The organism is Lysinibacillus sp. FSL P4-0201 (assembly GCF_038593425.1).
GTDB classification, from domain to species: Bacteria; Bacillota; Bacilli; order Bacillales_A; family Planococcaceae; genus Lysinibacillus; species Lysinibacillus capsici.
On record NZ_CP151995.1, the window covers coordinates 2,068,210 to 2,091,755 of the forward strand.

Genomic DNA, 23,546 nt, shown 5'->3' on the forward strand with positions numbered 1-23,546 from the left:
AGATGGAAAGAGGGATCGTCATGATTTATCGAGTAGCCAAAAAGGAGAATTATGTGGTTTTGGATAAAGCCTTTTTAAATGATGAGCAATTAAGCTGGAAAGCAAAGGGTCTGCTTGCCTATATGCTGTCTTTGCCAGATGATTGGTCATTTAGTCTTGCAGATTTAGCAATACGTAGTAAATGTGGGCGGGAAGCGACAGCCAAAATTTTGGACGAACTCATAGAGGCGGGCTATCTTCAAAAAGTACAGGAACGAGGAAAAGACGGCAAGTTCGGTAGGGTAGAATTTTTCGTCTATGAAGCATCAAAACGTGCTGCTATACCGTCAACGGGAAATTCGTCAACGGTCGTACCATCGACGGAAAAAACCACACTACTAAATAATAATTTACTAAATAATCAATTACTAAAAGATAAAGATGATAAGGAGTCTACTAACACTGCCTACCACTTTTATGTGCAACAAGGCTTTGGCAAACAAACAGCCTATATTGATAATAAAATTCGTCATTGGCTCACTATTTTTTCAGAGGACATGGTCATCTATGCGATGAAGCTAGCGGTGGAGCATAATGTTTTACGCTGGCGGTATGTCGAGAGCATCTTACAAAATTGGTGCCATCAGAACATAAAGAGTCTTGCAGATATTGCTATCAACCAGCAGCGTTTTCAAGCCCGCAAGCAGCAAGTGTCATCACATTCTAAAGCCAGAAGACGGGAAATCATTCCGCAGTGGTTTCAGCAGCGTGGTGATCAGGAACAAGAATCTCAGCCAACAATTGATTTTGCAGCAGAACGACAAAAAATTTTAGCCCTCTTACGGAGTGAATAAATTTTCCGCATACCATAAAGGCTTAATCGATGAAAAGTTATCATGATCCTGTAAAATCATGTGAATTCTTTCCAACGCATCGTCAAAGGAGCGTGGGTCATAGTGACGAGTCCAAACAATGGTTGAAAAGACCGTCATTGCTGCATAGAGAGCATATAACTGCCAAAACATATCGTCTGGTGCAGATGAAAAATAGCCATCAATCTGCCCAATACAATAGGGGATACTTTGTCGTCTACTAAACAAGGCAAGATTATAAAAGTCATGATAAGGATCACCCACATCATAGCCATTAAAATCTATCACCCCATTGTAAGTATGACCTTTACAAATAATGTGACCAAGATGAAAATCATCATGAAGCAGGGCGATGGGGCGTTGCTTTAATAGTGGTAAGTGCGTTTCAATAAAGCGCAATAGTTTAGCTTCTTGTGGAAGTTGATAGGCATCTTGTTGGTATGCCTTCAAATAGGTAGAAAACTTTTTGAGCTGTGTTGTCTCCCAATGAATTATTTGCGGAGGGCTCACTTGATGTATTTTTCTCAATTCTTTCCCCGCCGCAAGACCAAGGTGGAATTGCTCAGAGTCAGAAAGTTCCTGAATAATTTCATCTGCTGGTGTTTCTTCTAAAAAGCTAACGACCATTGCGGATACATTGGCTTCCTGAAACAAGGTATAGTCAACGGCTTTATGTGTTCTTACACCCTGGTTTGCTAACTCTTGGAGCAAGGAAAACTCTACTGCACGTTTGTCATGATGTGCTAGATCTGACAAGCGCACCAAATAGCGCGTTTCACCAACTGTTACCAGATACTTGCTATCAGGTGAATAGCCTTTGTTAATTTTCACTAGCTGTGTAAAGCCGTGTAAGCTTGGTAATTGACGAATAATCTCTACTGCCTGCACACTTTCTTTCCTCGCTTTCAATATTTTAGAAGAACTAAAATACTACAGAAAACAATACTTTGTCAATGCTTGGAAGCGAGAAAAGAGGTTATAAAATCATAATGAAAAAATAGTAAAAGAGCACAACTAACTAGAAAACACTTTTGTGCGCGCATTTACTAATAGTAAGTGGATGTCCTTGTGACATTCACACTTCATAGCTTCGAGGAAAGAGAGGTGAAACGATCGCAGTAGCCTTAAGCGCGAAAAGAAGCTAATAAGCCTCAAAAGGAACCTCTAATTATCTGTTGTTTACCCTAAAAACCCAAAAAGAAGAAAAGAATAACATAGCGTCAGTCGCTAAAAATAATAGGAAAGGACGGTGCAACATGAGTTATGTTATTGAAAAACAGATGATGTCAGGGCTACCGAATCAAGCGCTAACGGCAGTCAAATACGTTGTGGCGCATGAATCAGGTAATGGCAGCAATACAGGTCCAAATGCATTGGAAAACGAAATTGCCTATATGAATCGAAATAAAGCCAATGCCTTTGTTTCTCACTGGGTAGGCGGTGGTGGAAGAATCGTACAAGTAGCCCCAGTCAATCTCGTGCAATATGGCTGTGGACCAAAGGGAAATCCGTATAGCTATGCCCAGGTGGAATTGGCACGGACTGCTGATAAGGAACAATTTAAAAAGGACTATGCGGCTTATATTTGGCTGTTACGTAAGCTTGCGATAGAGGCAGGGATTCCCACTGTTTTAGATGGTAGCGGCAACGGCATTAAGTCACATCGATGGATTGCGGAAAATCTAGGAGGCACTACGCACAAAGATCCTTTTGACTATTTAAAAAGTATGGGGATTACAGAAGCACAGTTCCAGCAAGATATTAAAAATGGGCTTGAGGAGGGATTAACTGTGTCACAATATAATGAGCTAAAACAAGAAATAGAGACGTTGAAAAGCTTACTAGCTGAAAAAGCTAGTTTACAAACAAGTAGAGAAGTGGGAGCAGCCCATAAAGAGGCTTGGGAGTGGGCTATTAGCGAAGGCATTATCCGAGGCGATGGAAGTAAGAACATGAATCCAGCAGGCGCCTTAACAAGAGAGCAAATGGCGACCATGCTGAAACGCTATTACGACAAATTTATAGCCAACTAATTGTGCAGGATAAAGCTCCTATGTCATCACGAGCTTTATCCTTTTTCATTGAATAAAGGTTTTTTCAAAATTTTGTCGAATGTAGTAGAAGAGAGGAGGGGTTTTGATGTTAACCAAAATAAGAAAAGTAAAATTTGAACAAGAAAGAAAAAATCCATTATACCAAGTGGTGATGGAATGTCCCGATGGTAAGCAACTCTATGTAAAATTTGATTATACGTATAAAACAAAAAATTTCTGGCCATTAGAAGTGAATTATAATAAAAAGAACTATGGTGCAAAGCTAGCATGGTATACAAATGAAGTCGAGAATATGACAGTGGCTTTATTTCTAGAAACGATTGCTGGTAAAATCAACAAGAAGTATGATTTTAACTTTAGGAAACAATAAAAAAGCAGCACCTTGTAGGAGCATACTGCTTAAGACTTGTCCATTATTTAGTTGAGATATAAACAACAAGTGCTGCCTCATCAAATGTTACATTTGCGCCAAGTGCTTGACTGACAAAGCGTAAAGGCACCATTGTTGTACCTTGATATATTTCAGCAGGATGGCTGAGTGTGATTGTTGATGCAGAACCATTTGTATCAACATAAGCCGTTTTATTCCCCACACCAATCACAATTTTTTTACTGTCCTTTGTTGCCGTTACTTTTTTTGTTGCATTATCATAGCTAACCGTTGCCCCAAGAGATTCAAAGATTGCCTTCATTGGCACTAAGGTTGTGCCATTTTTCATATAAGCGCTAGGCGTATAATTTTGCTTCACGTCATTTAAATAGACAGCAACCTTCGTTAATACAGGTGCTACCGTTGTTTTAGGGGCTGGCGTAGAATAACTTTGACCGCCTGAAGAAGACCCTGCATCATTGCCACCATTGCCATTATGATAATGATAGCCAGAACAAAGCCCTTTAGCCTTTGATTTGTCAGAACAGTTGTGACCGTCATTGCTATCTAAACGCCCTGGATGTGCGCTCGCAATAGAGGCTGTGGTAAAAAATAATGTAAGCATCGCCACCAACAAAACCAATTTCTTCATATAAATCCTCCAATTCTCAAAATATGTAATTATTATACTATTGAAAAGAGAATTTTGATATGTTTTTATAGGAAATTAGTTTTAACCCAATAAAAGGCACTACCAGTCAAGATTGGTAGTGCCATTTTGTTATACGGTTAATTGATTTTCGTTTTGGAGATCAATGGCTTTTTGGAGCAGTCGATGCAGAACGGCTGCAAAGGTTGCAATCGTACTGGTTACAAAGATGCTGATAAGTGTCAGCGTAATAATTCCTGTAATATCTTCCTTGCCAGTAAACATTATCATAATTGATGCAATACCTAGCGCAAGGCCGGCTACAATAGTGAGAGCACAATTTTTGATCGTTCTCAAAGCCCGTACAGATGATTTGGAGAACGCTTTATGCTGGTCGATGTTCGTTAAGAGGCGATAGGCCTGATACAACGCCGTGTAATAGGGAATGCATAGTGCATACACATAGAGTAAAAAAAGATAAGACAAATAGGAGGATTCGGGATGTGCCGCTGCATCTCTACTGGCTATCCCAGGTAGCCAAAATAGTCCTAAAGCTAATACAGGGATACCTAGCAGCATAATCACACTCTTTAGGAAAATGGTTGACCCCTTTTTATGTTTCATACAAAACACCTCACTGGTAATGATATATTGATTTTAAAATAAAATTTATCGATTTTCAATAAAAATATATTATTATTCATTGATTTTTTTCGTTTTAAAAGACATCCATCCTTATAGGATAGATGCCTTTTAAGTGGGATGATTAACATCTTACATATTTACGTTTAAAGCCAATTCTGCCTCTTTCTATTTCCTTTTGAATTGTTTCATAAGCATTTAGCTGTGTGCTTTTCTTGTTATCTCGCTTCATTTCTACAGGACCAATCGCCTGTGCGGTTGCTACTGCTTGTTCGTGGAGCGGCACATAGGAAATAGCTACTGTGTATAGAAAATTATTCATGGCCGATTTTGTACGTTCTGGTACGTCGTGGATGGTATTTTTCACGACATCCAGCATGTTAGCTAGCTTGCTCTCGGAAAATTCGCTATCCTTGCGATTCCCTAATAGCCAGCAATAGCAGCTCCAGCCCGCAGACATTTTCAGTTCCTCATCACTGGCAATCCACGCATCTGCCACCTCCTGAGCAATCGGTGCCTCTGCTAAAGTAACCGCTACTACATAATCCGACAGCATATAAAAATAAGCTGCCTCCATCCATCGATTAAAATCTTCCACAGTCATGGCTTTTGGATCTGCTATGATGCCAGCAAAGTACATCGCATCATAGTTGCCCGTAGCATAAAGCTCTTCTGCTAGAGCCTGATCGATTTTAATTTTCTTCGCAATAGGCTTCATAGCACCTGTTGCCACACCAAATAACGGCTCATGGGCGCCATTTGACATATACATTTTTTTCGTCCGTTCTTTGCCAAGAGCCTCTAGCTCCTGCATCACCAATTCAGCATTCATAATAGCACTTCCTTTTTTTTCTGTTTTCTAGATTATTTTTATTATCTTATAAAGAATGTCTTTTTGTAATGGAATAAAAGCATATCATATTAGAATATAAAATATCATATCTGAATATATTTTTGTCAGTCATTTTATATTGAAGGAAGTACCTATTTCCAATTAGCTAGAGCCTATTCCAAATAAACATAAATTGAGCTGCATCCGATTCGAGGGCAATTTGATGATAGTCTGTTGAATCATCATCTGTGATCAAGCGACCTTTTTGCACGTTTAAAATGGCATGTTTAACAGAGTCTGGATGTTCAATCGCATAGTGGGAGTCTTTTAGAAGAGTGAGGGCAGATCGACATTTATGTTTATCGATGCGCTCATTTTTTCCTTTAAAATACAGCTTAATTAAATAGGGCACATCGTCAATGATTAAACCAAGCTCAGGATTGGAACGCACAATTAAATCGTCACAATACCAATTCGCCTTACCTGGTTCAAACCACTGTACGTTTTTATTTTTTAAGAATCTTATATAGGCTTTAACGGCTTCTTGGTAATTTTTCTGGCGTGCAGGAAGGGCATTATCCACGATGTCGAGTAAATAGGTATCATTAAAACGATGTTCATGGTATTTTTTTAATCCATCACGCAAGGCTTTCCAATAATCTTTTATTGGATGGTACTCTCCCTGATATTTTATATCCTTCACAAACTTTGTCTTTGCTGCACTTCCCTTCATTGTGAAGTCTGTAAATTGTGTTAAACCAATAGATGGCTTTGTGAGCGTCGTCATTTTTCCATCACCCTTCTTTCATCATCGATGACATACTATAGATTAGTATTATATTGGAAAGGGTACATGTATATGATTGATGGGCTTGTTAACAATCAGCTCCTAACAGTGTTCTATTACAATAAGAAAATCAATTTTTTAAAAAAATATGTTTAGATGTGTTTTGACTGGGAATATAAATAGCGAGCTAGTAAAAAGCTCAAAAAAATATTTAGGAGGAATAGAAATGGCTAACAAGCAAAACAATCGCAACAGAAACAACAATGAAAACATGACTGTCGAAGAAGCGGGACGTAAAGGCGGAGAAGCTACCTCCAGAAATCATGACCGTGATTTTTATGAAGAAATTGGACGTAAAGGCGGAGAGGCTACGTCTAAAAATCATGGACATGAATTTTATCAAGAAATTGGTCGCAAAGGTGGAGAAGCTACGGCTGAAAACCACGGCGAAGAATTTTATGAAGAAATTGGCCGCAAAGGCGGAGAAGCTACCTCTGAAAAGCACGACGACGATTTTTATGAAGAAATAGGACGTAAAGGTGGAGAAGCACGCAGTAAACAGCGTAGTAACAACTCCAACGGCAATCAAAATCGTCGAAATAACAACAATAACTAATCACTTTTAAATAGCTTGAAACCCTTCACACACAGGGCGTTTGTAGTTTTAAACTACAGGCGCCTTTTTTGTTGTTAAGTTCCTCTCAATCCACAGGATAAATTTGTTGAATTTCTCCTAATTGTAGTATATATTTAATCCGCTTCTATTTGTTTTTAGAGGAAATGAGGATAGAGAGAATGACACAACTTAAAGAAAAAGAACTATTTCAGGTAATTCAATCCGTCGTGCAGGCTGTGAACATGACGGTCAAGATAAAACAAGATGATTCAGGTATTAATATGAGCTATAACTTTATTGGGGATTATGTAGGATTTGATGCGAAACGATTAGTAGAGGCAAGAAATGAACTAATGCTTCCAACTTCACTTGAAATTTATGTCAAAACAATGACCCTACATGAGCTAGGTCATGCAGTGGATCGACAAGCATTACAGGCGTCACTTCCACGTACAATTGAAATCTTTACGATGAAAAAGCAACACGCATTAAAAGAAATATATCGTCAGGAACAACTACTAGCCATGCTGATTGAAGAACATGAAATGAATATTCAATTTGAGCAAACGGCTTGGGAAAACGCATGGATGCTTAACCATACACATCACTTAGTTCCTGAAAAGGACTTTGACTATATCAAACAGCATAGCCTAGCGACCTATCAGCGTTTATATGAGCAAGATTTACAAGCTTATCACCATCTTTTGAACCAGCAGATGGTGCAATTAGTTTAGCTAGAAATAATCATTTCATACCGTCGCGGGAATAGATCAAACCAAATAGGGCAATGTAATACTACTTGGAGGTGATCATTTTGACAAAGGGCAAGCAATATAAACGTCAGTCAGAATTGGCGGAATTAGCGACAGATTTAAGTCCAGATGATTTAGATGTGCGCGAAGAAAATGCTTTAACACAAGAGCAAAAGAAAAATTCGAGCGAAGGAAATCGTTCAAAAAAATCTGCCACACGCAAATCGCAATCATAACGTAAACACCACAATCATTTCCGATTGTGGTGTTATTTTATCTATTTGCCACTTTTACATAGAACTGTACTACCGAGCGTTGATTTAATGTTACAATTTATAGAATGAATGAAAGGAGCTGGAATAAATGATTTTATTTATCGTATTTGTTGGAGTTGTCGTTGTTATAGGCATCGTCAGTAATGCAAATAAAAATCACAGCAAATCACATGAGCACAATCACCATATCCATTCCACTAACGAATTTTCAACAAATGATGCATATCTTTCCTCCCAGGACAGCCAACATTGTGCTGATTCTAGTGCTACTACGAGTGACTCATCCTGTGGCTCCGGTGGGGAATGAAGGTGGCCCATTCTGAATTATGGAGATATTGCTAGTAAATTGGCTTACGAGGATTCAAAGTAATCGAACTAAGAGCAAATTTTTTATAACGTGATCAAAAGCGGAGGAGGTCTGTTTTGCACGATCTCTTCCGAAGTACATATGTAAAATATCATCACCTCACCACTAGTAACTATTGTTACTAGAGAAGTTGTGAACTGTTCTTTAAGATATAGCGAAAATGAAGCAACAGGCGTAAGATAGAGGAATAGATAGAGAGAATTTGGAGGTAGTAGTTGATATGATTCGATTCGAAAATGATTATGCAGAAGGTGCCCATCCACAAATTTTGCAGCGGTTAGTGGCTACAAATGAAGAACAATCTCCCGGGTATGGTATGGATGAGCATTCCGAAAAAGCAAGAGTCTATATAAAAAAAGCGATTGCAGCGGAGCAGGCAGACATTCACTTTTTAGTTGGTGGTACACAAACGAATACAACCGTGATAGCATCTATTTTGCGTCCTCATCAGGGTGTCATTGCTGCGAGTACAGGGCATATTGCGGTGCATGAAACAGGAGCTATTGAGGCAACGGGTCATAAGGTACTGACATTACCTAGCGATGATGGCAAACTAACTGCGGCACAGGTGAAAGCCTGCTATGATGCGCACTGGCTGGATAGCACTCATGAGCATATGGTGCAGCCAGGCTTAGTGTACATATCACACCCTACAGAAAATGGCACGACCTATAGTAAGGCAGAATTAACAGCCTTACGTGAAGTTTGCCGAGACTGTGACTTACCACTGTTTATAGATGGTGCTCGTTTAGGCTATGGTCTAGTGGCACAAGACAGTGATTTATCTCTCGCTGACATCGCTAAGCTTTGTGATGTATTTTATATTGGTGGTACTAAAATGGGTGCATTGTTTGGAGAAGCAGTCATCATCGTGAATCCTGCGTACCAAAAGGATTTCCGCTACATGATTAAGCAAAGAGGAGGGCTACTTGCCAAAGGTCGATTATTAGGCATTCAGTTCGAAACGCTATTTGAAGATACGCTCTATATGGATATTTCGCATCATGCGGTAGATATGGCAATGCTTATACGACAGGCATTTCTCGATAAAGGCTTCGCAATGCGCTATGATTCAAAAACAAATCAGCAATTTCCAATTTTACCAAACCATCTACTTCCAACGTTAGAAGAAAAATATTCCTTCTCCATTTGGGAAGCATACGATGATACCCATACGGTTGTGCGCTTTTGCACAAGCTGGGCTACGACCAAAGAAAATGTGGATCGTTTAATAGACGACATCTACCGTTTAATATAATCAATCAAGCTGCACCTTCCGTCAAAGGGTGCAGTTTTTTCCTATTATTCCCTAACTCTTGCTATACTATAGATAACAGGAAAGGTGGAAGCGAATGACTAAATACGTAGCACTTTTAAGAGGTATTAATGTAGGTGGGCACAATAAATTAAAAATGGCTGAATTGAGAAACGCGTTGCAACCACTGGGGCTCCAAAACATTCGGACATATATTCAAAGTGGCAATATCCTGTTTGAATCGAGTGAATCAGAAGAATTTTTGCAACAGCAAATTCAAGAGACCATCCAAAGTACCTTCACTATCACGAGTACAGTAATTATCCGTACAGCTGAAGAATTCCGCTCTATTGTGAACAATTGTCCTTTCTCAGAACAAGACTTAGCAGATGCAAGTGCTACAGCTACAGGGGAAAGTCTCCATGTTGCACTACTTTCAACAGTTCCAACTGAAGAGAACGGAGCTAAGTTATTACAATATGTAAGTGAAAAAGAGCGCTGCATTATCAAGGGGAGAGATGTCTATCTGTTATTTCACGATAGCATTCGCAATGCCAAGCTTAGTCAACAACTGCCTAAGCTAGAGGTGCCCGCTACAGCTCGCAATTGGAAAACGATGATGAAGCTTGCTACAATGATTGGTGAGTAGGGAAACTCAACTTTTCTATAAGGAGGCGTGTTTGAATGCGACGGGATCAAGTAGGTTATTTTATTTATCCTTTTTTGTACTTCATTGTTAGAACAATGAATCAATGGAGGAAGCATGAACCGATTGCATGGGGAGAAAATGTGACGATGATGGTCATCACAATGGTCATCATCTATTTATTTGTTTGGATGTGGAATTGGTCCAAAAAGCCGTATCAATGGAGAAAGAAGAATAATAAAGAAACATAAAGCAAGAGAGCAAATTTCATTATTGAAATGATGCTCTCTTTTTTTTTACTTAAACTTTTCAGGTTTTGTGGCTTTAATAGAGGCAATTTCTCCACATTGGGTACAGACAGTGAAAATAAGGGGTGAACCTGAGGAAAAGATGGTATTCACGGGTCTTAAAGCAGCATAGCCATCTAATTTCCCTTCAGAAAAAGATTGACCGCCACTTACAACTATATGTATTTGTTTCCATATTCTCACCTCGTAATGTAACTTTAAGGAAATTATAGCATAGAAAAAACTACAGCGATATGCATCACTGTAGCTCAGAATTGGTTGATACCCCTTGAGGTTTTCTAAAGTATTATAGCATAACAACTTATTCATTGTATAGATGAAGGAAAATATATAAATGTTGCGACTTCATTTGACTTTATCGAATTGGCTATTTGAACGAAAAGATTGGGTGTTTCCTGATTCGTGCTATCTTTATAAATGCCAAGAAGATATTGTAAATTGCTTTCTTCAAAGACAAAGAAGTTAAAAAGCAGGTCCTCAAAATAAATTCCCTGACGACCATCTTGCAGTGTATATGCTTTTCCTGAAAAGCTCACTTTCGGTTGAATAGGTCGAATATCAATTTTAAAAATATGCTGTTTCATTTCGTTATGAACATAGAGAATGTTAAGTGAATCATTCATGCCATATTGATGATCTTTGTAAAATCGACCAAACTTATGTGTGATGGAAAACGGGGGTAAAACAGTTGGGAGTTTGACCTTACTATAATGTTGTTCAAATTCCTTCACAGCCGCTTCTACTGATTGATAGCCTGCTTCATCAAATTTTTCCTCAAAAGTGGGCGGCAGAGGATGCGCACTTGCATGTTCAATGGTGTGGTTAATTAAAAAAATACATAGTGAAAAAGTAATTTTTTTTAGCATTGCTTGCACGTCCTTATTTAAATAGCACTTTATATATAAGTATTTCGATTCAGGATGTAAATATACGTGTTCACATTTAAGGATATTAGTTTAAAAATAAATAGTTTAATGTTAAACTATTTTACGTCAGGAGAGCTGATTTGCTCTTTTTTGTGTAATTTGAAGGAGGAATTGAAGATGAATCGAGTAAAAAATAAAGTGGCATTAGTGACAGGTGGAGCTTCTGGTATTGGTTTATCAGCAGCTAGCTTGTTAGCAAAAGAGGGCGCAAAAGTAGTCATTGCTGATTTTAATGTAGAGGGTGCTAAAGAAGCAGCAGCAACTTTAGTCAATAATGGGTATGAGGCAGCAGCCGTTTTCCTTGATGCAGGGGATGCTTCCTCCATTGAAGCGGCCGTGAACTTCACTGTAGAACGATACGGCTCATTAACGGTGCTCTTTAATAATGTTGGTCTAACTAACCTGAAGAAAGATTTAGATATATTAAATATTGATTTAGATGAGTGGGACCGCTTAGTCAATGTGAATTTAAAATCCATATTACTAGGAAGTCGTTTTGCCATTCCACATATGCAAAAAGTGGGCGGGGGATCAATTATTAATACGGCTTCTATGGCTGCATTCGCCAGTGACCAAATACGTACAGCCTATGGGGCAACAAAAGCAGGTGTGGTGAATATGACGAGAAACATTGCCACACAATTTGGGAAGGATCATATCCGTTGTAATGCGGTTGCACCAGGTCTTATATTAACACCTGCCGCGAAAAACAATATGCCAGAAGAAATGCTGGCCATTTATGCGAAATTTAATGCGCTACCATATCATGGGGAAGCGGCTGATATTGGTCATGCAGTTGTATTTTTAGCCTCTGACGAATCAAAATTTATGACGGGCCAAACACTGCAAATTGAAGGCGGACATTACCTCGCTAACCCAACCATCGCTGATACTAATAACTGGCTAGCATCTTTATAGTTAATAAATAAAAGAGGTTGTCTTAAAATAGACAACCTCTTTATTATTTGGCACAAGCTTAGCTACATTTGAGGAGCTTCCAACCCAAACTGAGCCCATTCCTCTTTCGCTGGACCATAAATACCTGGAACAGTTAAACCAGCCTGACGCATCAGAACCGTCATTTGACCGCGATGATGACTTTGATGCTGTAGTAAAAATAATAACAGGGAACCATTGGGCATTTGTTGACCAATAAATTCAATCGTTTCAGTCATTGTCTTGTCAGTCCATTGCGATTGTATCGCTTCCACAAAGGCTTCACTCGCTTGGTGATAGCCATCTGCAATGAACTGAGCAGAAGTAGGAACTGGAAAATCCTTTGCTGGGGCTTCAAACGCTAAATTCGAATTCGAGGTAATAATTCGAATTGCAGTAACCGTGTGCCAAGCAACCCGTCCTAAAGTCCAGTTTTCGGGAGTGATTGCCTGATGTAGCGATTCATCTGTAAGGTGATTAAGTAATTTTTGCGTAGCAGCGGCTTCAAATGCCCAAGACTGTAAAAAATGATCGATTGTTTGAAACATGAAATCCCTCCAAAAATAGCCTATGATGTCTTATTTTCCTATGCTCCTAAAAGAAAAGCAAGATAAAGCACTGCATAAAGGGGAAGGGCAATAGAGAGCAGGATGTACATGCTCCATTCACCAATCGATAATTTTCGTTGCCACCTCGTTAATTTTAGCTGTCGACAATAGATCATACTAGCAAGTAAAAAAATTAATAAAGTAAAATCCTTTAAGTTATCTAAAAAGATGTTCAGAATATCAACTCCTTTAGGCATTTGCAATATATGTGTCAACAAGACGTTCAATGACCATAAGCTGAGCCAACATAAAAAGTGCGTCTCTATCTAACATAGAAACGCACTTCGATTTATTCGTCTCGAATGACAATAAAAACGCCACTAAAAATTAATAGGGAGCCTATCCAAAAGGAAAGCCCAATCGTCTCTCCCAATAAGAGCCAGCCTAAAAATGTGCCAACAATTGGTTGAAAGAAGAAAAATAAGCCGCCACTAGACGCATACATTAGTTGAAGCCCTTTATTCCACAATAAAAAACCACCAGCTGTTGAGATAATGCCTAAGTAAAGCAAGCCCCCTGAAATGGTCGGCTGTAAAACACTTGCCAGATCTAAATTCTTTAGCCTTGGAAGGACAAAAGGGGTCAATAACATCACGGCAATCATAGATGTATAGGTTGTGACAACAATTTGTGAGTAATGGCTTGGTACCTTTTTGACGAATACCGACATCAATGCCCACGTTAAGGCAGCAAGCAGTAAATAGAGTCCACCTAATTGCTGTGTCACATCGATTTGACCATTGCCTACAACGATCCCGACACCAATCGTGGCAAGAGCGATAGACAAGCATTTTTTCAGCGTAATGCTTTCTTTTAAAATCAAACGGGCGAAGACAACCATAAAAGCAGGGGTTGTAGCAGTAATAATTGCCCCCATCTGCGCGGTGGATAGCATTGTGCCCATTTCCTGTGTCACAATTGAAATCGTGTTCCCAATAAGGCCAACAAGAAAAATGATCAGCCAATCTTTTTTAGCTATTTTCCAGGATTGCCTCATCATGATCCCAATGATCCCGAGTGCAATCACCGCGATCAAATATCGCATCCAAACAAGCTCTAATGGTGGCACAACCTCCACCACTACTTTAACAACTACATACATGGCACCCCAAATACTCGCAGCAAGCGATAAACAGATGGCACCGATTATTAGATTTCTCATGTTTTTTTCCTCCGTTTTCATAGATACCTATGCCCTTAACGGAGAAAAAGCGCTTCTACCGTTAAGGAAGAAGAAGTGCTGGTACGTCCTGTTCAAATAATGGAGCAAACATCATAATAATCCCACCATCCTCAAGTCATTTTTTATTAGTATAATAGAATACACATCGTTTTCATAGGGAGAGTTCATGAAAGCAAAAGAGGGGGATGAAAATGGTAATACTTCAATACGAGATGGAAGAGAAGGATTTGCCAATCATAAAGGAGATCTATCAATCTGTTGGGTGGATGAAACATGATGAACAGATTATCAAACAAGTTTTCGATGCAAGCACACATCAAGTTTTCGCCGTGGTAGATGGAAAAATAGTGGGCTTTGCTAGAGCTTTGTCAGATGGCGTATTTAATGCCGCCATTTACGATGTGGTTGTGCATCAAGCCTATCAAGGCACAGGGATTGCACGTTTACTTCTGGAGGATATGATTGCACAGTTAAGGGAGGTATCCTGCATTCAGTTAATCGCCACAACAGGGAATGAACCGTTTTATGCAAAAATGGGCTTTAGAAAATTGAAAACGGGTATGGCCATCTATAAAAATCAGCAACTAGCTCAAGAATATCTGGATTAAAGGAAATGGTCGGAAACCCACAAATGGTTTCCGACCTTACAATTTTATTTCATTATAATTAGACTGGATGAAATAGCTGTTAGTGGATACCTGCTTATAGTGCCCTACATTCCACTCATTCAGGTCGATTAAATCCTTAAGGAGTTTGGGGACAGGGCAATTCCAATCTACATTTGCTATTGTTAGTGGGAAATTATCCTCAGCCGGATTAGGTGTATGGATATTAACTGAATCCAAACCAGCATCCTCCTCTACAAACTCCATCCATATTTGATAAGGTTTTCCGAATGTCGAGAGCCTTTCTGATAAGCGGTTATATAGGGCTATATGTGCTTTGATGTGCTCTCTTCTTATCTTTAAACCATTATTGCCGTACCCGTAAAAATCAAGGTGAGTGTGCCACAAATTAAACCAACCTTCTTCGTCAAAGTCTACAATAGATAGCTCTGTGGTTATTTGTCGCCATAAGTTACGGAAATAACGCCTTTTCCCACGAAATTTTTTCAAATTACTGTTCCTCCATTTAAAAAGCTGTTCCTTTCATTGCGTTGCCTTTTATTAAAATAAAGGCTTTGGCAATCCACTAAGATGCGCGATAACAGAGATTTGCCCAACATGGTAAGCTTCATGTGAGTAAACATGATGAAACAACCAGTTAAGTGTAGGGACGGAAGGTGGCGTCCAACCATCGGAAAACTTTGGCACCTCGACTATTTCATTGAGCTGCGATTCGTCTAATGTATGTAGAATGTCATCCGTATAATTTCTAATTTGAATATAGCTATCTAGTATTTCCTTAGGCGAACAATCATCGTGAAGGTTTAATATACAAGGATTTTTAAGTCCAATTTCATTCACCCAATAGTCTTCGCTACTTGATAAATGAGAAATAATCCATGCTACATTATTTGGATAAAACTCAGATGTCTTAAACCAAAACGTCTCATCAAGTGTGCTTAGGTAAGGTATTAACGTTTTCCTAAGATCATTACGATATGGAAATAGCACATCTATACATCCTTTCATTTATTAATAGGTTTATTGTATAGGAACAAGCACGGGATAGGAAATGAATCCTTTTTTCTCAGATTAAAAGAGGTCTGGAATATTAAAAAAATCACCTAGAGGAAGGTGATTAAATCGGATTGACTTTAAGTTCTCTTAGAATTAAAAGAACGCCCATTCCATACACAATAGAAATGGCTAAAGGTACAAGTGTGAAGGCTTGATCGACAAAGAAGCCACCTAAAATCAGAGCAGAAAAGCAGACGCCTAGAGTCACAAATAAATAAGCCTTACTTTTATAAATCCATATGTATGGCAGAAAATGAGAGCCTGCAAGTAAACCAATTGTAAAGGGAAGATATTCAGGTATGTTCATATACACAATGATAAATACAGGTATGTAAAAAGCTTGAGGAGCGGCAACGATTCCTCCTAACTTCCCTAAAGGATTGCCAGTAGCGTTTAAATTAATCCCAAGAATTTTACTAATACCTAAACCGATAGGGAAAATGGCACCTAAGCCAAATATCCAACTTAAACGAACTGCTTCGATTGGCAAAACTAAGGGCATTAGAGTAAAAAGTAAAAAGACAACCGCACCAGAAAGTAAAATGGGAAATCCCTTTTTTACTTCAACGATCATTTCCTTTTGTAAATCTTCCAGTGTTTTATCCATCAACGCACCATCCTTCATGAAATAAATAGAATATAACCTATAATATACCAGTATATTTCTATTTTTACCACAGATGATTTTAAATGGAATTTTTTAGAAAAGTTTGCGATCCATTGCCTAAAAAATTCTTGAAGACCAAGATTATTATTAAAAAGGAAGGAATAGCAGAGAGCCGAAACTTTTGCTCACTCTATGGCATTGATGTGGAAGCTGCCACAGGTATATCCAATGGGGCTTTTACCTGTTATTTTTTAAATATAAATGTTTTTAATCAAGAGTACATATTTAGAAAAGCTACCTTCATATTGAATATGCCATTTTCAATATAAAGGTAGGATAAAAAAATTAATATTTGACTTTAGTAATAATAGGGGTTTCAACTCTACTATTCAATTTTTGGAATAGCCAGATAGCAAGGAATAAAGCCATGCTTACAGTACCAAAACCGACCCAATTCAAATTTAGGACAGAGGTATGACTGATGACAAACCCGCCTAATGCAGACCCCAGTGCAAAACCGAATTGGATAAAGGAGGTATTTATGCTTAGGGCAATGTCTGGATTTCGAGGTACTAGTGTAACAAGAAGGAGCTGCTGGGCAGGAGAAATACTCCAAGTTGCTACCATAAAAATCATTAAAATCAAGATCAATACAAAGAGATTGATACCAGCTAGTGCGAATAAGAGGAGCGTTACTGCTTGTAACAGCAATCCAAAACAAATGGTAAAACGTGAACCCTTTGCATCAGCCAATTGCCCGCCCACTCTTGAGCCAAGAAAGCTACAAATGCCAGCTAAAAATAGAATGCCACTAATTTCGGTCATAGAAAGAGGGGATGTGGCTTGCAAGAAAGGCGTAATATAAGTAAATAGGGTAGCGTAGCCACCGACATAAAATAAAGTAATCGCCAGGGCAGTTAGAATTTTTGAATCTTTTAAAATCGAAAGCTGCGACCTGAGTGTAACAGCTTCTTCCTCCTTGATAACTGGAATTTTTTTATAGATGATAAGCAGTGGAAGAATGGTTAATAAACCGATCAACATAAATAAAACTCTCCATCCAAATATTTCGCTAAAAAATGTGCCAATTGGAACACCCAGCACGAGCGAACTACTTAGTCCCATCAAAATGATGCCGATAGCACGGCCTCTTCGTTCTTTTTCAACTAATCGAGTAGCTACTGCCATGGCTACCACTGTAGCAATTCCTCCGCTAACCCCTTGAATAATTCGTATCCCTAGTGCGTATTCAAAAGAAGAGCTGATAAACATGAATCCGTTACTAATAATGAACACACTAACGGTAGCCATAAGCAACTTTTTGCGATCCACATTGATCGTGAGCGCAATGAGAATTGGAGCGAAAATAGCTGCCGCTAGGGCAAATAAAGTCACTAATAACCCCGCTTCTGAAATCGTTACTCCAAAGTCTACGGCAATCATTTCAATAACGCCTGTAATAATGTACTCAACGGTTCCGATTAGGAAAACAATGAGTGATAAAACATAGATAATCAGCTTATTTTTCAACTCAATTCACGCTTCCTTCAGCTATTTATAATAGGTATTTGTATCTCCATTAATTGGACGTTTTGGGTTGTAGATAATGGTAAATAGATTTCTCTACCTGGTTCGTTTTCCTTGACTTGATAGTTATTTTCTACAATCCAGTTAGCTAAATCAACACAGGCTGTACAAGCAAAGTTAGAATCTGAACGAAAGGTCATTGTGGCCATCATTGGCTCAGGAGGAAGAGTCCGTAGTTGAAATGTATCAGGGAATGATGAAAGCTCCTTTGTTAAAAAATAGCCGACTTCAAATTCAAACTCTTCTTCTTTCTCCTCTATTTCTTTCCATAAAACAACCTGAGGACTTTGAGCTAATTGGCGCATTTCCTTTGTGAGTAATTGATTAAATGTACGAAACAGATCTGGAATATCTTCTTCTCTCCCGCGTGCTTTCAAAGAAAGGAATTGCTGAGCATCCACTGCCTTGATGCGGATTTCTTGATCTGATTCCACCTGACCCTCTCGTACTAAAAGTTGCATACGTTCTTCAATTCGTGCAAGCTTGGCCTGTTCCGTCTGGATAATATGTTGAATCTCACTTTTTTTCAGCTTAAACATCCCTTGTATATCTTTTAACGAAATATCTTCGTGGAGCAAACGTATAATTTGAGGCAAGGTAAACCCCAATTCCTTATAGAGAAAGATCCGATTGAGCTCTAGTAGCTGGTCTGCTGAATAGTATCGGTAGCAAGTATCATGGTCCACCTTTCTCGGCTTTAATATGCCAATCTGATCATAATAGCGCAATGTTTTTAAGGATACTTTGCTTAGCCTAGAAAATTCACTGATTTTAAACAAAATATCACCTCCAATCTAATAACTTAATGCAAGTATACAGTTTCCTGTGCAGGGGAAGGTCAAGTGCTTTTTAAATAACCTTACTACAATCTAATGTAGTAAGGCGCTTGTGAATATTTCAATGAATGTTAAATATACAAATAACAATAATAATATAATTAAAAACAATTATTATTTATTGTTAATCAATAAATTTCGTGTTAAATTTATAGTGTCATTAAATAAGTGAGGTGCTTTCAATGAATGTTAAACCAGGTTTAACATCTTTTTTAAAGGTAATAATTCTTCTGACTGGGATGGCCATTCTTGCCCTATGTATATTTTTTGTACCTCCTATGGCTCATTTCGCATCGAGTTTGTATCCGAATTTTTACCCAATGAATTATCTCATTTTCATTGTGATGTATGGATCAGCTGTACCTTTTTACATTGCTCTCTATCAGGCTTTTAATCTTTTACGGTACATTGATGCGAATACAGCGTTCTCGGAATTATCTGTAAAAGCGTTAAAGTACATAAAGTGGTGTGCAATAATAATCAGTGGCTTGCATGTCTTAGGTGCACCCCTTTTTCATTTTATAACAAACAAAATGGATCCTCCTTTTGGAATAGTGGGACTCCTCATTATTTTTGTCTCACTAGTTATCGCCATTTTTGCGGCTGTCCTCCAGCGGCTTCTACAAGAAGTGACGAATATAAAATTAGAAAATGATTTAACGGTCTGAGATGGATGATATGGTGATATTAGCCAAACGAAAACTGCTCATAGAAAAGATGTGGAACCTATCAGTTAGAATTCGGAATCCTATGGAAGTTTAATAGTGACGCAAGTAAATTTCTAGATAGATATGTAGTTTAATCTTTTAAGGGGGCTGATCCACTTTTATTCTACTTTTGCTATACTTTATGAAATTGAATAGTATAGGAGGCTATAAAAGTGGATTGGAAGATAAAAAAATTTGATGAATTAACAGTAAAAGAACTATATGAGATACTGAAGGTTCGTGCGGAAGTTTTTGTGGTAGAGCAAGAATGTGTCTATCAGGATCTAGATTCAAAAGACGAAAATGCTTATCATTTATTTGGTGAAGACCAAGGAGAGGTAGTTGGGTATTTAAGAATTCTACCCAAAGGAATAGCATATCAAGAAGCAGCAATCGGAAGAGTGTTAACAAAGCAAACCTACAGAAAAAAGGGATTGTCTCTGGAAATGGTGAAAAGAGCAATTGATTACATTCTAGATGATATTGGAGAAGACGCAATCCGCATTTCTGCGCAGGCATATTTGCTAAAATTCTATGAGGGCTTCGGATTTGAAAAGACATCAGAAGTTTATTTAGAAGATGGAATAGAACATATAGAAATGCTATATAACAGGCTGTCCGTCGAATAATAATATTAATTTAATAACGAACAAACAAGGCGTCCGATAGCATAAATTATCGGACGCCTTGCATTTAAAGTGGAGGATAACCCTCAAATAGCAGGATAGAATTCTAAAAGTGGAGGATAAAACTGAAAAAGTAGCGGATAGAACGCTCAAAGTGAGGGATAGCCCCGCAAATTAGGATGATAGAATTCTAAAAGACGATAAAATCGCAGATTAACAAATTGTAAAAATTGAGCGCTATCCGAGCATAAGGATAAGCGCTTTATTTTTTTCTTGAACTTTTTTAAGCCTTTAAACTAGTATTTAACCTTCAATCCTAGTAAGGAGGCAAAACCTATCGCTTGTTCAGTAGAGACTTCACACCCATTTAAACTTTCTGGAGTTACTTGAAGTCTTTTAAATTTACATGTACTGATGTCTATTCCCTTTAAGGAAGTTTGAGAGAAATCCACATCATTTAGATCACTTTCCTGAAACGCTACCTTATTTAGTAAACAATCATAAAAATTCGCACCTTGTAGGGAGGTGCTATCAAATAGCACTTGTTTAAAGCGCACTTCGGGGAAATTGCATAAGTTTGCAAGACAATTTTCAAATGAAACATTGCCGAGGTTTGCTTCAGTTAAATTCAACCCTAATAATTTACAGTTTTTGAAGGCCACTCTATGAATGATGCCTTCACTTAAGTTAGTGTTAGATAAATCACAGTTTTCAAAAATGACGTCCGTTAAATCAATTTTTTGAAAGGTACAATCGATGAATGTGACATTTTTAAAGATAACATTAGAGACGATTAATCGTTCAATATCCTCGTGAGCAATGACCGTATCCGTAATCATGCAATTTGTTAAATAGGGTTCCTCCTCATAAAAAATATCCTGAAAATTTGCTTTGTCAAGATTCGGGGATATTTTTGGTGATATAAGTTGGAAATTGTATGACATATTAGCACACCCTTCAAATATAAATAAAAGCTTCTCCTATTTAGTATAAGTGCAAACCTAAAATAAGAACACCGTCTATACGGTGCTCTTATCTGGTTTATACAACGAATTCACCATTTTACTAAAAACGGAGGCTAGTACCTGTTGAAACAGCATACCGAACACAACAGGCATGGTGACTTTACCTGGAAAGTACGTTGTGGCCACGATGACACCGACTGCAATATTTCTCATGCCACCAGTAAAAACAAAGGTTGCCATTTGTGGACCGTCTTTTAACAGATATCGCCCTATGAGGTAAGCAAATAGATAGCCTGATACTGCAAGGAAGAACACTAAAAGCACCACGAAGAAGAGATGCATGTTGATATTCTTTAAATAGGGAGCAATGGCACTGCTATTAATCAGTATGACCGCAAATAAACATAGCTTTGAAAAAGGAGCAAGTTTTTTACCGATTTTTTGAGGGATGGCTCCTTTCGAAAGTTCATTCACTAAGATACCTAAAATCGTGGGTAAGACAATCATCCATAGTAAATTCAGAATCAGGGATGCCACATCCAACTCAATTTTTTCACCCGAAACGATATAAAGGATGCAGGGGAGGATGATGGGAGAAAGGAGCGTATCAATTAAAATAATTGATAAGCCTAACGGTAAGTTCCCTTTGCAAATATTGATCCAAATAACACTCGTTACACCTGTTGGAAGTGCAACTGCTAAGACAAAACCAACAGTCAACAAATGGTCATCGAACAAAACAGTGGATAAGAAATAAGCCCATAAAGGCATCAAGAGATGAAGAAAAAGGATGGAGAATAAAATGAGAACTGGATGCTTCATGAAAATTTTTACATCTTTAAATTTCATATGTAAGCTTCCTGAGAATGTCATGAAGGCAAATAGCCAGGAGACAAGGAATAATAAATGATGTCCAATACTTTCTAAGAATACACCTACAATTAAACTTAATGGTGTCAGGATCGCAATGTATTTTTGGAGAAATACATTTAGTTTTTCTAACATACAAAGACCTTCTTTTTTTATCTGATTTTATCACTTTTATTATAATCGTAGGTAAATTTACCGCAAAAAAAGCAGAAGATTTACTCCTGCTAAGAATTTACATGTTTTTTATTGGTTTCTTTAGTGAACGGCATCCATACAATGCCTACGATCAATAAAATATTACCTGTCCACCTAACCCATAAATAATAAGGCTGGTCTTTTAAAAAGTACAACGAAGCTAGGATAATAACCATCCCAATACCAATCATTAATTTTAAATAAATCGGAGTTTTTGCCATTCTCCTGCCTCCTTTCTATCTTTTCATGAATATGTATCTATATCACTTTTTTTCCTATCCAATGCGCAGTAAAGACAATGGGGAAAAATAGTATGCCAAAAGGCAGGCTTATCAAAACGATATGCCAAGTAAGGATGCCACTAGTAAACAAAGATTTAAATAAAATAATGCTATAGGGAATAATGATGATGGCTGATGTTATAGCTCCTGGAGTAACAGAACGAAATAAGAGCGATTGTCCAATATGGGTAAAAGCATGGATAAAGAAAACAAGTGTAACAGCTGTGAAAAAATAAATAGTAAAAGCAGCCCCGTTTAGAAAATAGTAGTTAGCCAGAATGGTAGAGAGACTGACAAACAAGAAGATAAATAAGACAGCAACAGCAAATTGTGCGGTGCTCATTGAAAATTGTTTCACCACTTTATCGGCTATTTTTTGGGGTAATCTTTCATACAGCTTATGACGATTATGATGTAACCATTTCTCTACCATAATAATTTCTTCAAAATCATGAATAATAAATAAAATAGGAAACAACCAAATTAGTGTTTGAACATTCAACCATTCCATATGAATACCTCTCTCCTTATCACTATGCTGGAAGTGTTACTGAAAATACCATATTTATATAATATATGTTAATAATAACATATTAGAAAAAGTTGTAAGCTAAGATTCATTTATTATTGAATCTAATTATTAAGAAATCGGGGATGAAGCTGTGAGTGAAATCGATAAACGTAATAGACTAAACAAGGAACCATTCTCATATCAAACGACAAAAAAGGGGACTGTCGTTATTTATTATGAAGGCAAGCAAATTAAAATCGTCAAGGAGAAAGAGGCTGAGCGTCTACTAGCAAAAATTCAGCAGGTGGAGGGGCAGATAAAGGAAGTCCAGCTATTGTTAGCTAAAATTACGGGTAATTTTAAAAGAGGTAACGAGAAATTGGCTAAACATCAAAAAGGGAATGAAGGTTAAAAAAGATTTATTGAGATAATAATTATGCAAAGCTAATAGTAACTTATTGAATTGGTTTTTCCTTTTTAAGGCAGGCGTTAAGGGGGTTATTACGATTATTTACTGTATGGTTCTCTTTATAAAAATACAAGCACTTGCTTTGTCCAATGAGAAGGGAAGATAAATTAACGCACAATTAGCGGATTTGAATTTTTTGTTAATTATTAGCTC

The 23,546-nt window shown here is 37.8% G+C and carries 32 protein-coding genes; 15 read left to right on the forward strand and 17 right to left on the reverse strand.

All coding sequences use genetic code 11. The annotated features are described in order from the left end of the window. Nucleotides 1-20 precede the first annotated feature (20 nt). On the forward strand, nt 21-833 hold the full coding sequence (locus MKY76_RS10225; protein WP_342557767.1) for a DnaD domain protein: 813 nt from the start codon (nt 21-23) through the stop codon (nt 831-833). Here MKY76_RS10225 and MKY76_RS10230 read toward each other — a convergent pair. Next, complete coding sequence (locus MKY76_RS10230) at nt 819-1,739, reverse strand: aminoglycoside phosphotransferase family protein (protein WP_342557768.1); 921 nt, start codon at nt 1,737-1,739, stop codon at nt 819-821. The genes MKY76_RS10225 and MKY76_RS10230 overlap by 15 nt on opposite strands. Nucleotides 1,740-2,107: 368 nt before the next feature. On the opposite strand from MKY76_RS10230, the gene MKY76_RS10235 reads away from it, so the two are divergent. Together MKY76_RS10235 and MKY76_RS10240 are read left to right on the forward strand one after the other, a co-directional pair. Further along, on the forward strand, nt 2,108-2,884 hold the full coding sequence (locus tag MKY76_RS10235; RefSeq protein WP_103117966.1) for an N-acetylmuramoyl-L-alanine amidase: 777 nt from the start codon (nt 2,108-2,110) through the stop codon (nt 2,882-2,884). 106 nt (nt 2,885-2,990) lie between these two features. Further along, nucleotides 2,991-3,275 (forward strand): hypothetical protein, encoded by a 285-nt coding sequence (locus MKY76_RS10240; protein ID WP_004228621.1) that lies wholly within the window; start codon nt 2,991-2,993, stop codon nt 3,273-3,275. Nucleotides 3,276-3,318: 43 nt separating this feature from the next. Here MKY76_RS10240 and MKY76_RS10245 read toward each other — a convergent pair whose 3' ends face one another. The 4 genes from MKY76_RS10245 to MKY76_RS10260 all read right to left on the reverse strand — a co-directional run bounded on the left by MKY76_RS10245 (nt 3,319) and on the right by MKY76_RS10260 (nt 6,185). Then, nucleotides 3,319-3,927, reverse strand: coding sequence for a copper amine oxidase N-terminal domain-containing protein (locus tag MKY76_RS10245; protein ID WP_342557769.1), 609 nt, complete (start codon nt 3,925-3,927; stop codon nt 3,319-3,321). A 129-nt stretch (nt 3,928-4,056) separates the two neighbouring features. Then, nucleotides 4,057-4,548, reverse strand: a complete 492-nt coding sequence (locus tag MKY76_RS10250) for a DUF2975 domain-containing protein (protein WP_269898600.1) — start codon at nt 4,546-4,548, stop codon at nt 4,057-4,059. A gap of 142 nt (nt 4,549-4,690) precedes the next feature. Further along, nucleotides 4,691-5,398, reverse strand: coding sequence for a DNA alkylation repair protein (locus MKY76_RS10255; protein WP_342557770.1), 708 nt, complete (start codon nt 5,396-5,398; stop codon nt 4,691-4,693). A gap of 166 nt (nt 5,399-5,564) precedes the next feature. Further along, nucleotides 5,565-6,185, reverse strand: a complete 621-nt coding sequence (locus MKY76_RS10260) for a hypothetical protein (RefSeq protein WP_066038480.1) — start codon at nt 6,183-6,185, stop codon at nt 5,565-5,567. Between the two features lie 226 nt (nt 6,186-6,411). Between MKY76_RS10260 and MKY76_RS10265 the strand changes: the two genes are divergently transcribed. The 7 genes from MKY76_RS10265 to MKY76_RS10295 all read left to right on the forward strand — a co-directional run bounded on the left by MKY76_RS10265 (nt 6,412) and on the right by MKY76_RS10295 (nt 10,347). Beyond that, nucleotides 6,412-6,801: a KGG domain-containing protein gene (locus MKY76_RS10265; protein ID WP_066038479.1), complete on the forward strand. Its 390-nt coding sequence runs from the start codon at nt 6,412-6,414 to the stop codon at nt 6,799-6,801. Nucleotides 6,802-6,980: 179 nt separating this feature from the next. Further along, entirely contained in the window at nt 6,981-7,535 is a 555-nt protein-coding gene (locus MKY76_RS10270; protein WP_269898599.1) for an integrase, read from the forward strand. Between the two features lie 71 nt (nt 7,536-7,606). Further along, nucleotides 7,607-7,789, forward strand: coding sequence for a hypothetical protein (locus MKY76_RS10275; RefSeq protein ID WP_227744851.1), 183 nt, complete (start codon nt 7,607-7,609; stop codon nt 7,787-7,789). A 127-nt stretch (nt 7,790-7,916) separates the two neighbouring features. Continuing rightward, nucleotides 7,917-8,135, forward strand: coding sequence for a hypothetical protein (locus MKY76_RS10280; RefSeq protein ID WP_115673747.1), 219 nt, complete (start codon nt 7,917-7,919; stop codon nt 8,133-8,135). Between the two features lie 280 nt (nt 8,136-8,415). Then, complete coding sequence (locus tag MKY76_RS10285) at nt 8,416-9,453, forward strand: aminotransferase class V-fold PLP-dependent enzyme (protein WP_342557771.1); 1,038 nt, start codon at nt 8,416-8,418, stop codon at nt 9,451-9,453. A 94-nt stretch (nt 9,454-9,547) separates the two neighbouring features. Further along, complete coding sequence (locus MKY76_RS10290) at nt 9,548-10,099, forward strand: DUF1697 domain-containing protein (protein WP_342546571.1); 552 nt, start codon at nt 9,548-9,550, stop codon at nt 10,097-10,099. Nucleotides 10,100-10,134: 35 nt separating this feature from the next. Continuing rightward, a complete protein-coding gene (locus tag MKY76_RS10295; RefSeq protein ID WP_315058103.1) occupies nt 10,135-10,347 on the forward strand; it encodes a hypothetical protein in 213 nt (70 codons plus the stop codon). Between the two features lie 362 nt (nt 10,348-10,709). Here the strand turns inward: MKY76_RS10295 and MKY76_RS10300 are convergent, their stop codons facing one another. Further along, nucleotides 10,710-11,270, reverse strand: a complete 561-nt coding sequence (locus MKY76_RS10300; protein ID WP_342557772.1) for a carbon monoxide dehydrogenase — start codon at nt 11,268-11,270, stop codon at nt 10,710-10,712. A 177-nt stretch (nt 11,271-11,447) separates the two neighbouring features. Here MKY76_RS10300 and MKY76_RS10305 point away from each other — a divergent pair, with 177 nt between their 5' ends. Beyond that, the gene (locus MKY76_RS10305; protein WP_342557773.1) at nt 11,448-12,248 is read left to right on the forward strand and encodes an SDR family NAD(P)-dependent oxidoreductase; all 801 of its coding nucleotides are present in this window, start codon (nt 11,448-11,450) and stop codon (nt 12,246-12,248) included. Nucleotides 12,249-12,310: 62 nt separating this feature from the next. On the opposite strand, the gene MKY76_RS10310 is transcribed toward MKY76_RS10305, so the two are convergent. Both MKY76_RS10310 and MKY76_RS10315 read right to left on the reverse strand, forming a co-directional pair. Then, entirely contained in the window at nt 12,311-12,814 is a 504-nt protein-coding gene (locus tag MKY76_RS10310) for a DinB family protein (RefSeq protein ID WP_048393832.1), read from the reverse strand. A gap of 349 nt (nt 12,815-13,163) precedes the next feature. Next, nucleotides 13,164-14,036 (reverse strand): DMT family transporter, encoded by an 873-nt coding sequence (locus MKY76_RS10315; protein WP_342557774.1) that lies wholly within the window; start codon nt 14,034-14,036, stop codon nt 13,164-13,166. Between the two features lie 212 nt (nt 14,037-14,248). Between MKY76_RS10315 and MKY76_RS10320 the strand changes: the two genes are divergently transcribed. Then, nucleotides 14,249-14,665, forward strand: a complete 417-nt coding sequence (locus tag MKY76_RS10320) for a GNAT family N-acetyltransferase (RefSeq protein ID WP_342557775.1) — start codon at nt 14,249-14,251, stop codon at nt 14,663-14,665. Nucleotides 14,666-14,701: 36 nt separating this feature from the next. On the opposite strand, the gene MKY76_RS10325 is transcribed toward MKY76_RS10320, so the two are convergent. The 5 genes from MKY76_RS10325 to MKY76_RS10345 form a co-directional block, all read right to left on the reverse strand. Next, nucleotides 14,702-15,172, reverse strand: a complete 471-nt coding sequence (locus MKY76_RS10325) for a hypothetical protein (RefSeq protein WP_342557776.1) — start codon at nt 15,170-15,172, stop codon at nt 14,702-14,704. A 51-nt stretch (nt 15,173-15,223) separates the two neighbouring features. Further along, complete coding sequence (locus MKY76_RS10330) at nt 15,224-15,673, reverse strand: DinB family protein (protein WP_082148155.1); 450 nt, start codon at nt 15,671-15,673, stop codon at nt 15,224-15,226. A 127-nt stretch (nt 15,674-15,800) separates the two neighbouring features. Then, a complete protein-coding gene (locus MKY76_RS10335; protein ID WP_342557777.1) occupies nt 15,801-16,346 on the reverse strand; it encodes a hypothetical protein in 546 nt (181 codons plus the stop codon). 345 nt (nt 16,347-16,691) lie between these two features. Further along, nucleotides 16,692-17,876: an MFS transporter gene (locus MKY76_RS10340; RefSeq protein WP_115673753.1), complete on the reverse strand. Its 1,185-nt coding sequence runs from the start codon at nt 17,874-17,876 to the stop codon at nt 16,692-16,694. 17 nt (nt 17,877-17,893) lie between these two features. Next, nucleotides 17,894-18,712, reverse strand: a complete 819-nt coding sequence (locus tag MKY76_RS10345) for a MerR family transcriptional regulator (RefSeq protein WP_342557778.1) — start codon at nt 18,710-18,712, stop codon at nt 17,894-17,896. A 239-nt stretch (nt 18,713-18,951) separates the two neighbouring features. Here MKY76_RS10345 and MKY76_RS10350 point away from each other — a divergent pair, with 239 nt between their 5' ends. Next, the gene (locus MKY76_RS10350) at nt 18,952-19,437 is read left to right on the forward strand and encodes a DUF2975 domain-containing protein (RefSeq protein ID WP_342557779.1); all 486 of its coding nucleotides are present in this window, start codon (nt 18,952-18,954) and stop codon (nt 19,435-19,437) included. A gap of 212 nt (nt 19,438-19,649) precedes the next feature. Then, the gene (locus MKY76_RS10355; protein ID WP_305193826.1) at nt 19,650-20,105 is read left to right on the forward strand and encodes a GNAT family N-acetyltransferase; all 456 of its coding nucleotides are present in this window, start codon (nt 19,650-19,652) and stop codon (nt 20,103-20,105) included. 293 nt (nt 20,106-20,398) lie between these two features. On the opposite strand, the gene MKY76_RS10360 is transcribed toward MKY76_RS10355, so the two are convergent. The 4 genes from MKY76_RS10360 to MKY76_RS10375 form a co-directional block, all read right to left on the reverse strand. Continuing rightward, entirely contained in the window at nt 20,399-21,046 is a 648-nt protein-coding gene (locus MKY76_RS10360) for a pentapeptide repeat-containing protein (RefSeq protein WP_257961149.1), read from the reverse strand. A gap of 75 nt (nt 21,047-21,121) precedes the next feature. After that, entirely contained in the window at nt 21,122-22,072 is a 951-nt protein-coding gene (locus MKY76_RS10365; RefSeq protein WP_342557780.1) for a bile acid:sodium symporter family protein, read from the reverse strand. 89 nt (nt 22,073-22,161) lie between these two features. Beyond that, on the reverse strand, nt 22,162-22,353 hold the full coding sequence (locus tag MKY76_RS10370) for a hypothetical protein (RefSeq protein ID WP_054549391.1): 192 nt from the start codon (nt 22,351-22,353) through the stop codon (nt 22,162-22,164). Between the two features lie 37 nt (nt 22,354-22,390). Then, nucleotides 22,391-22,924, reverse strand: a complete 534-nt coding sequence (locus MKY76_RS10375; RefSeq protein WP_048393806.1) for an HXXEE domain-containing protein — start codon at nt 22,922-22,924, stop codon at nt 22,391-22,393. Between the two features lie 151 nt (nt 22,925-23,075). Here MKY76_RS10375 and MKY76_RS10380 point away from each other — a divergent pair, with 151 nt between their 5' ends. Further along, nucleotides 23,076-23,336, forward strand: a complete 261-nt coding sequence (locus MKY76_RS10380; protein WP_313872114.1) for a hypothetical protein — start codon at nt 23,076-23,078, stop codon at nt 23,334-23,336. Nucleotides 23,337-23,546: the final 210 nt, after the last annotated feature.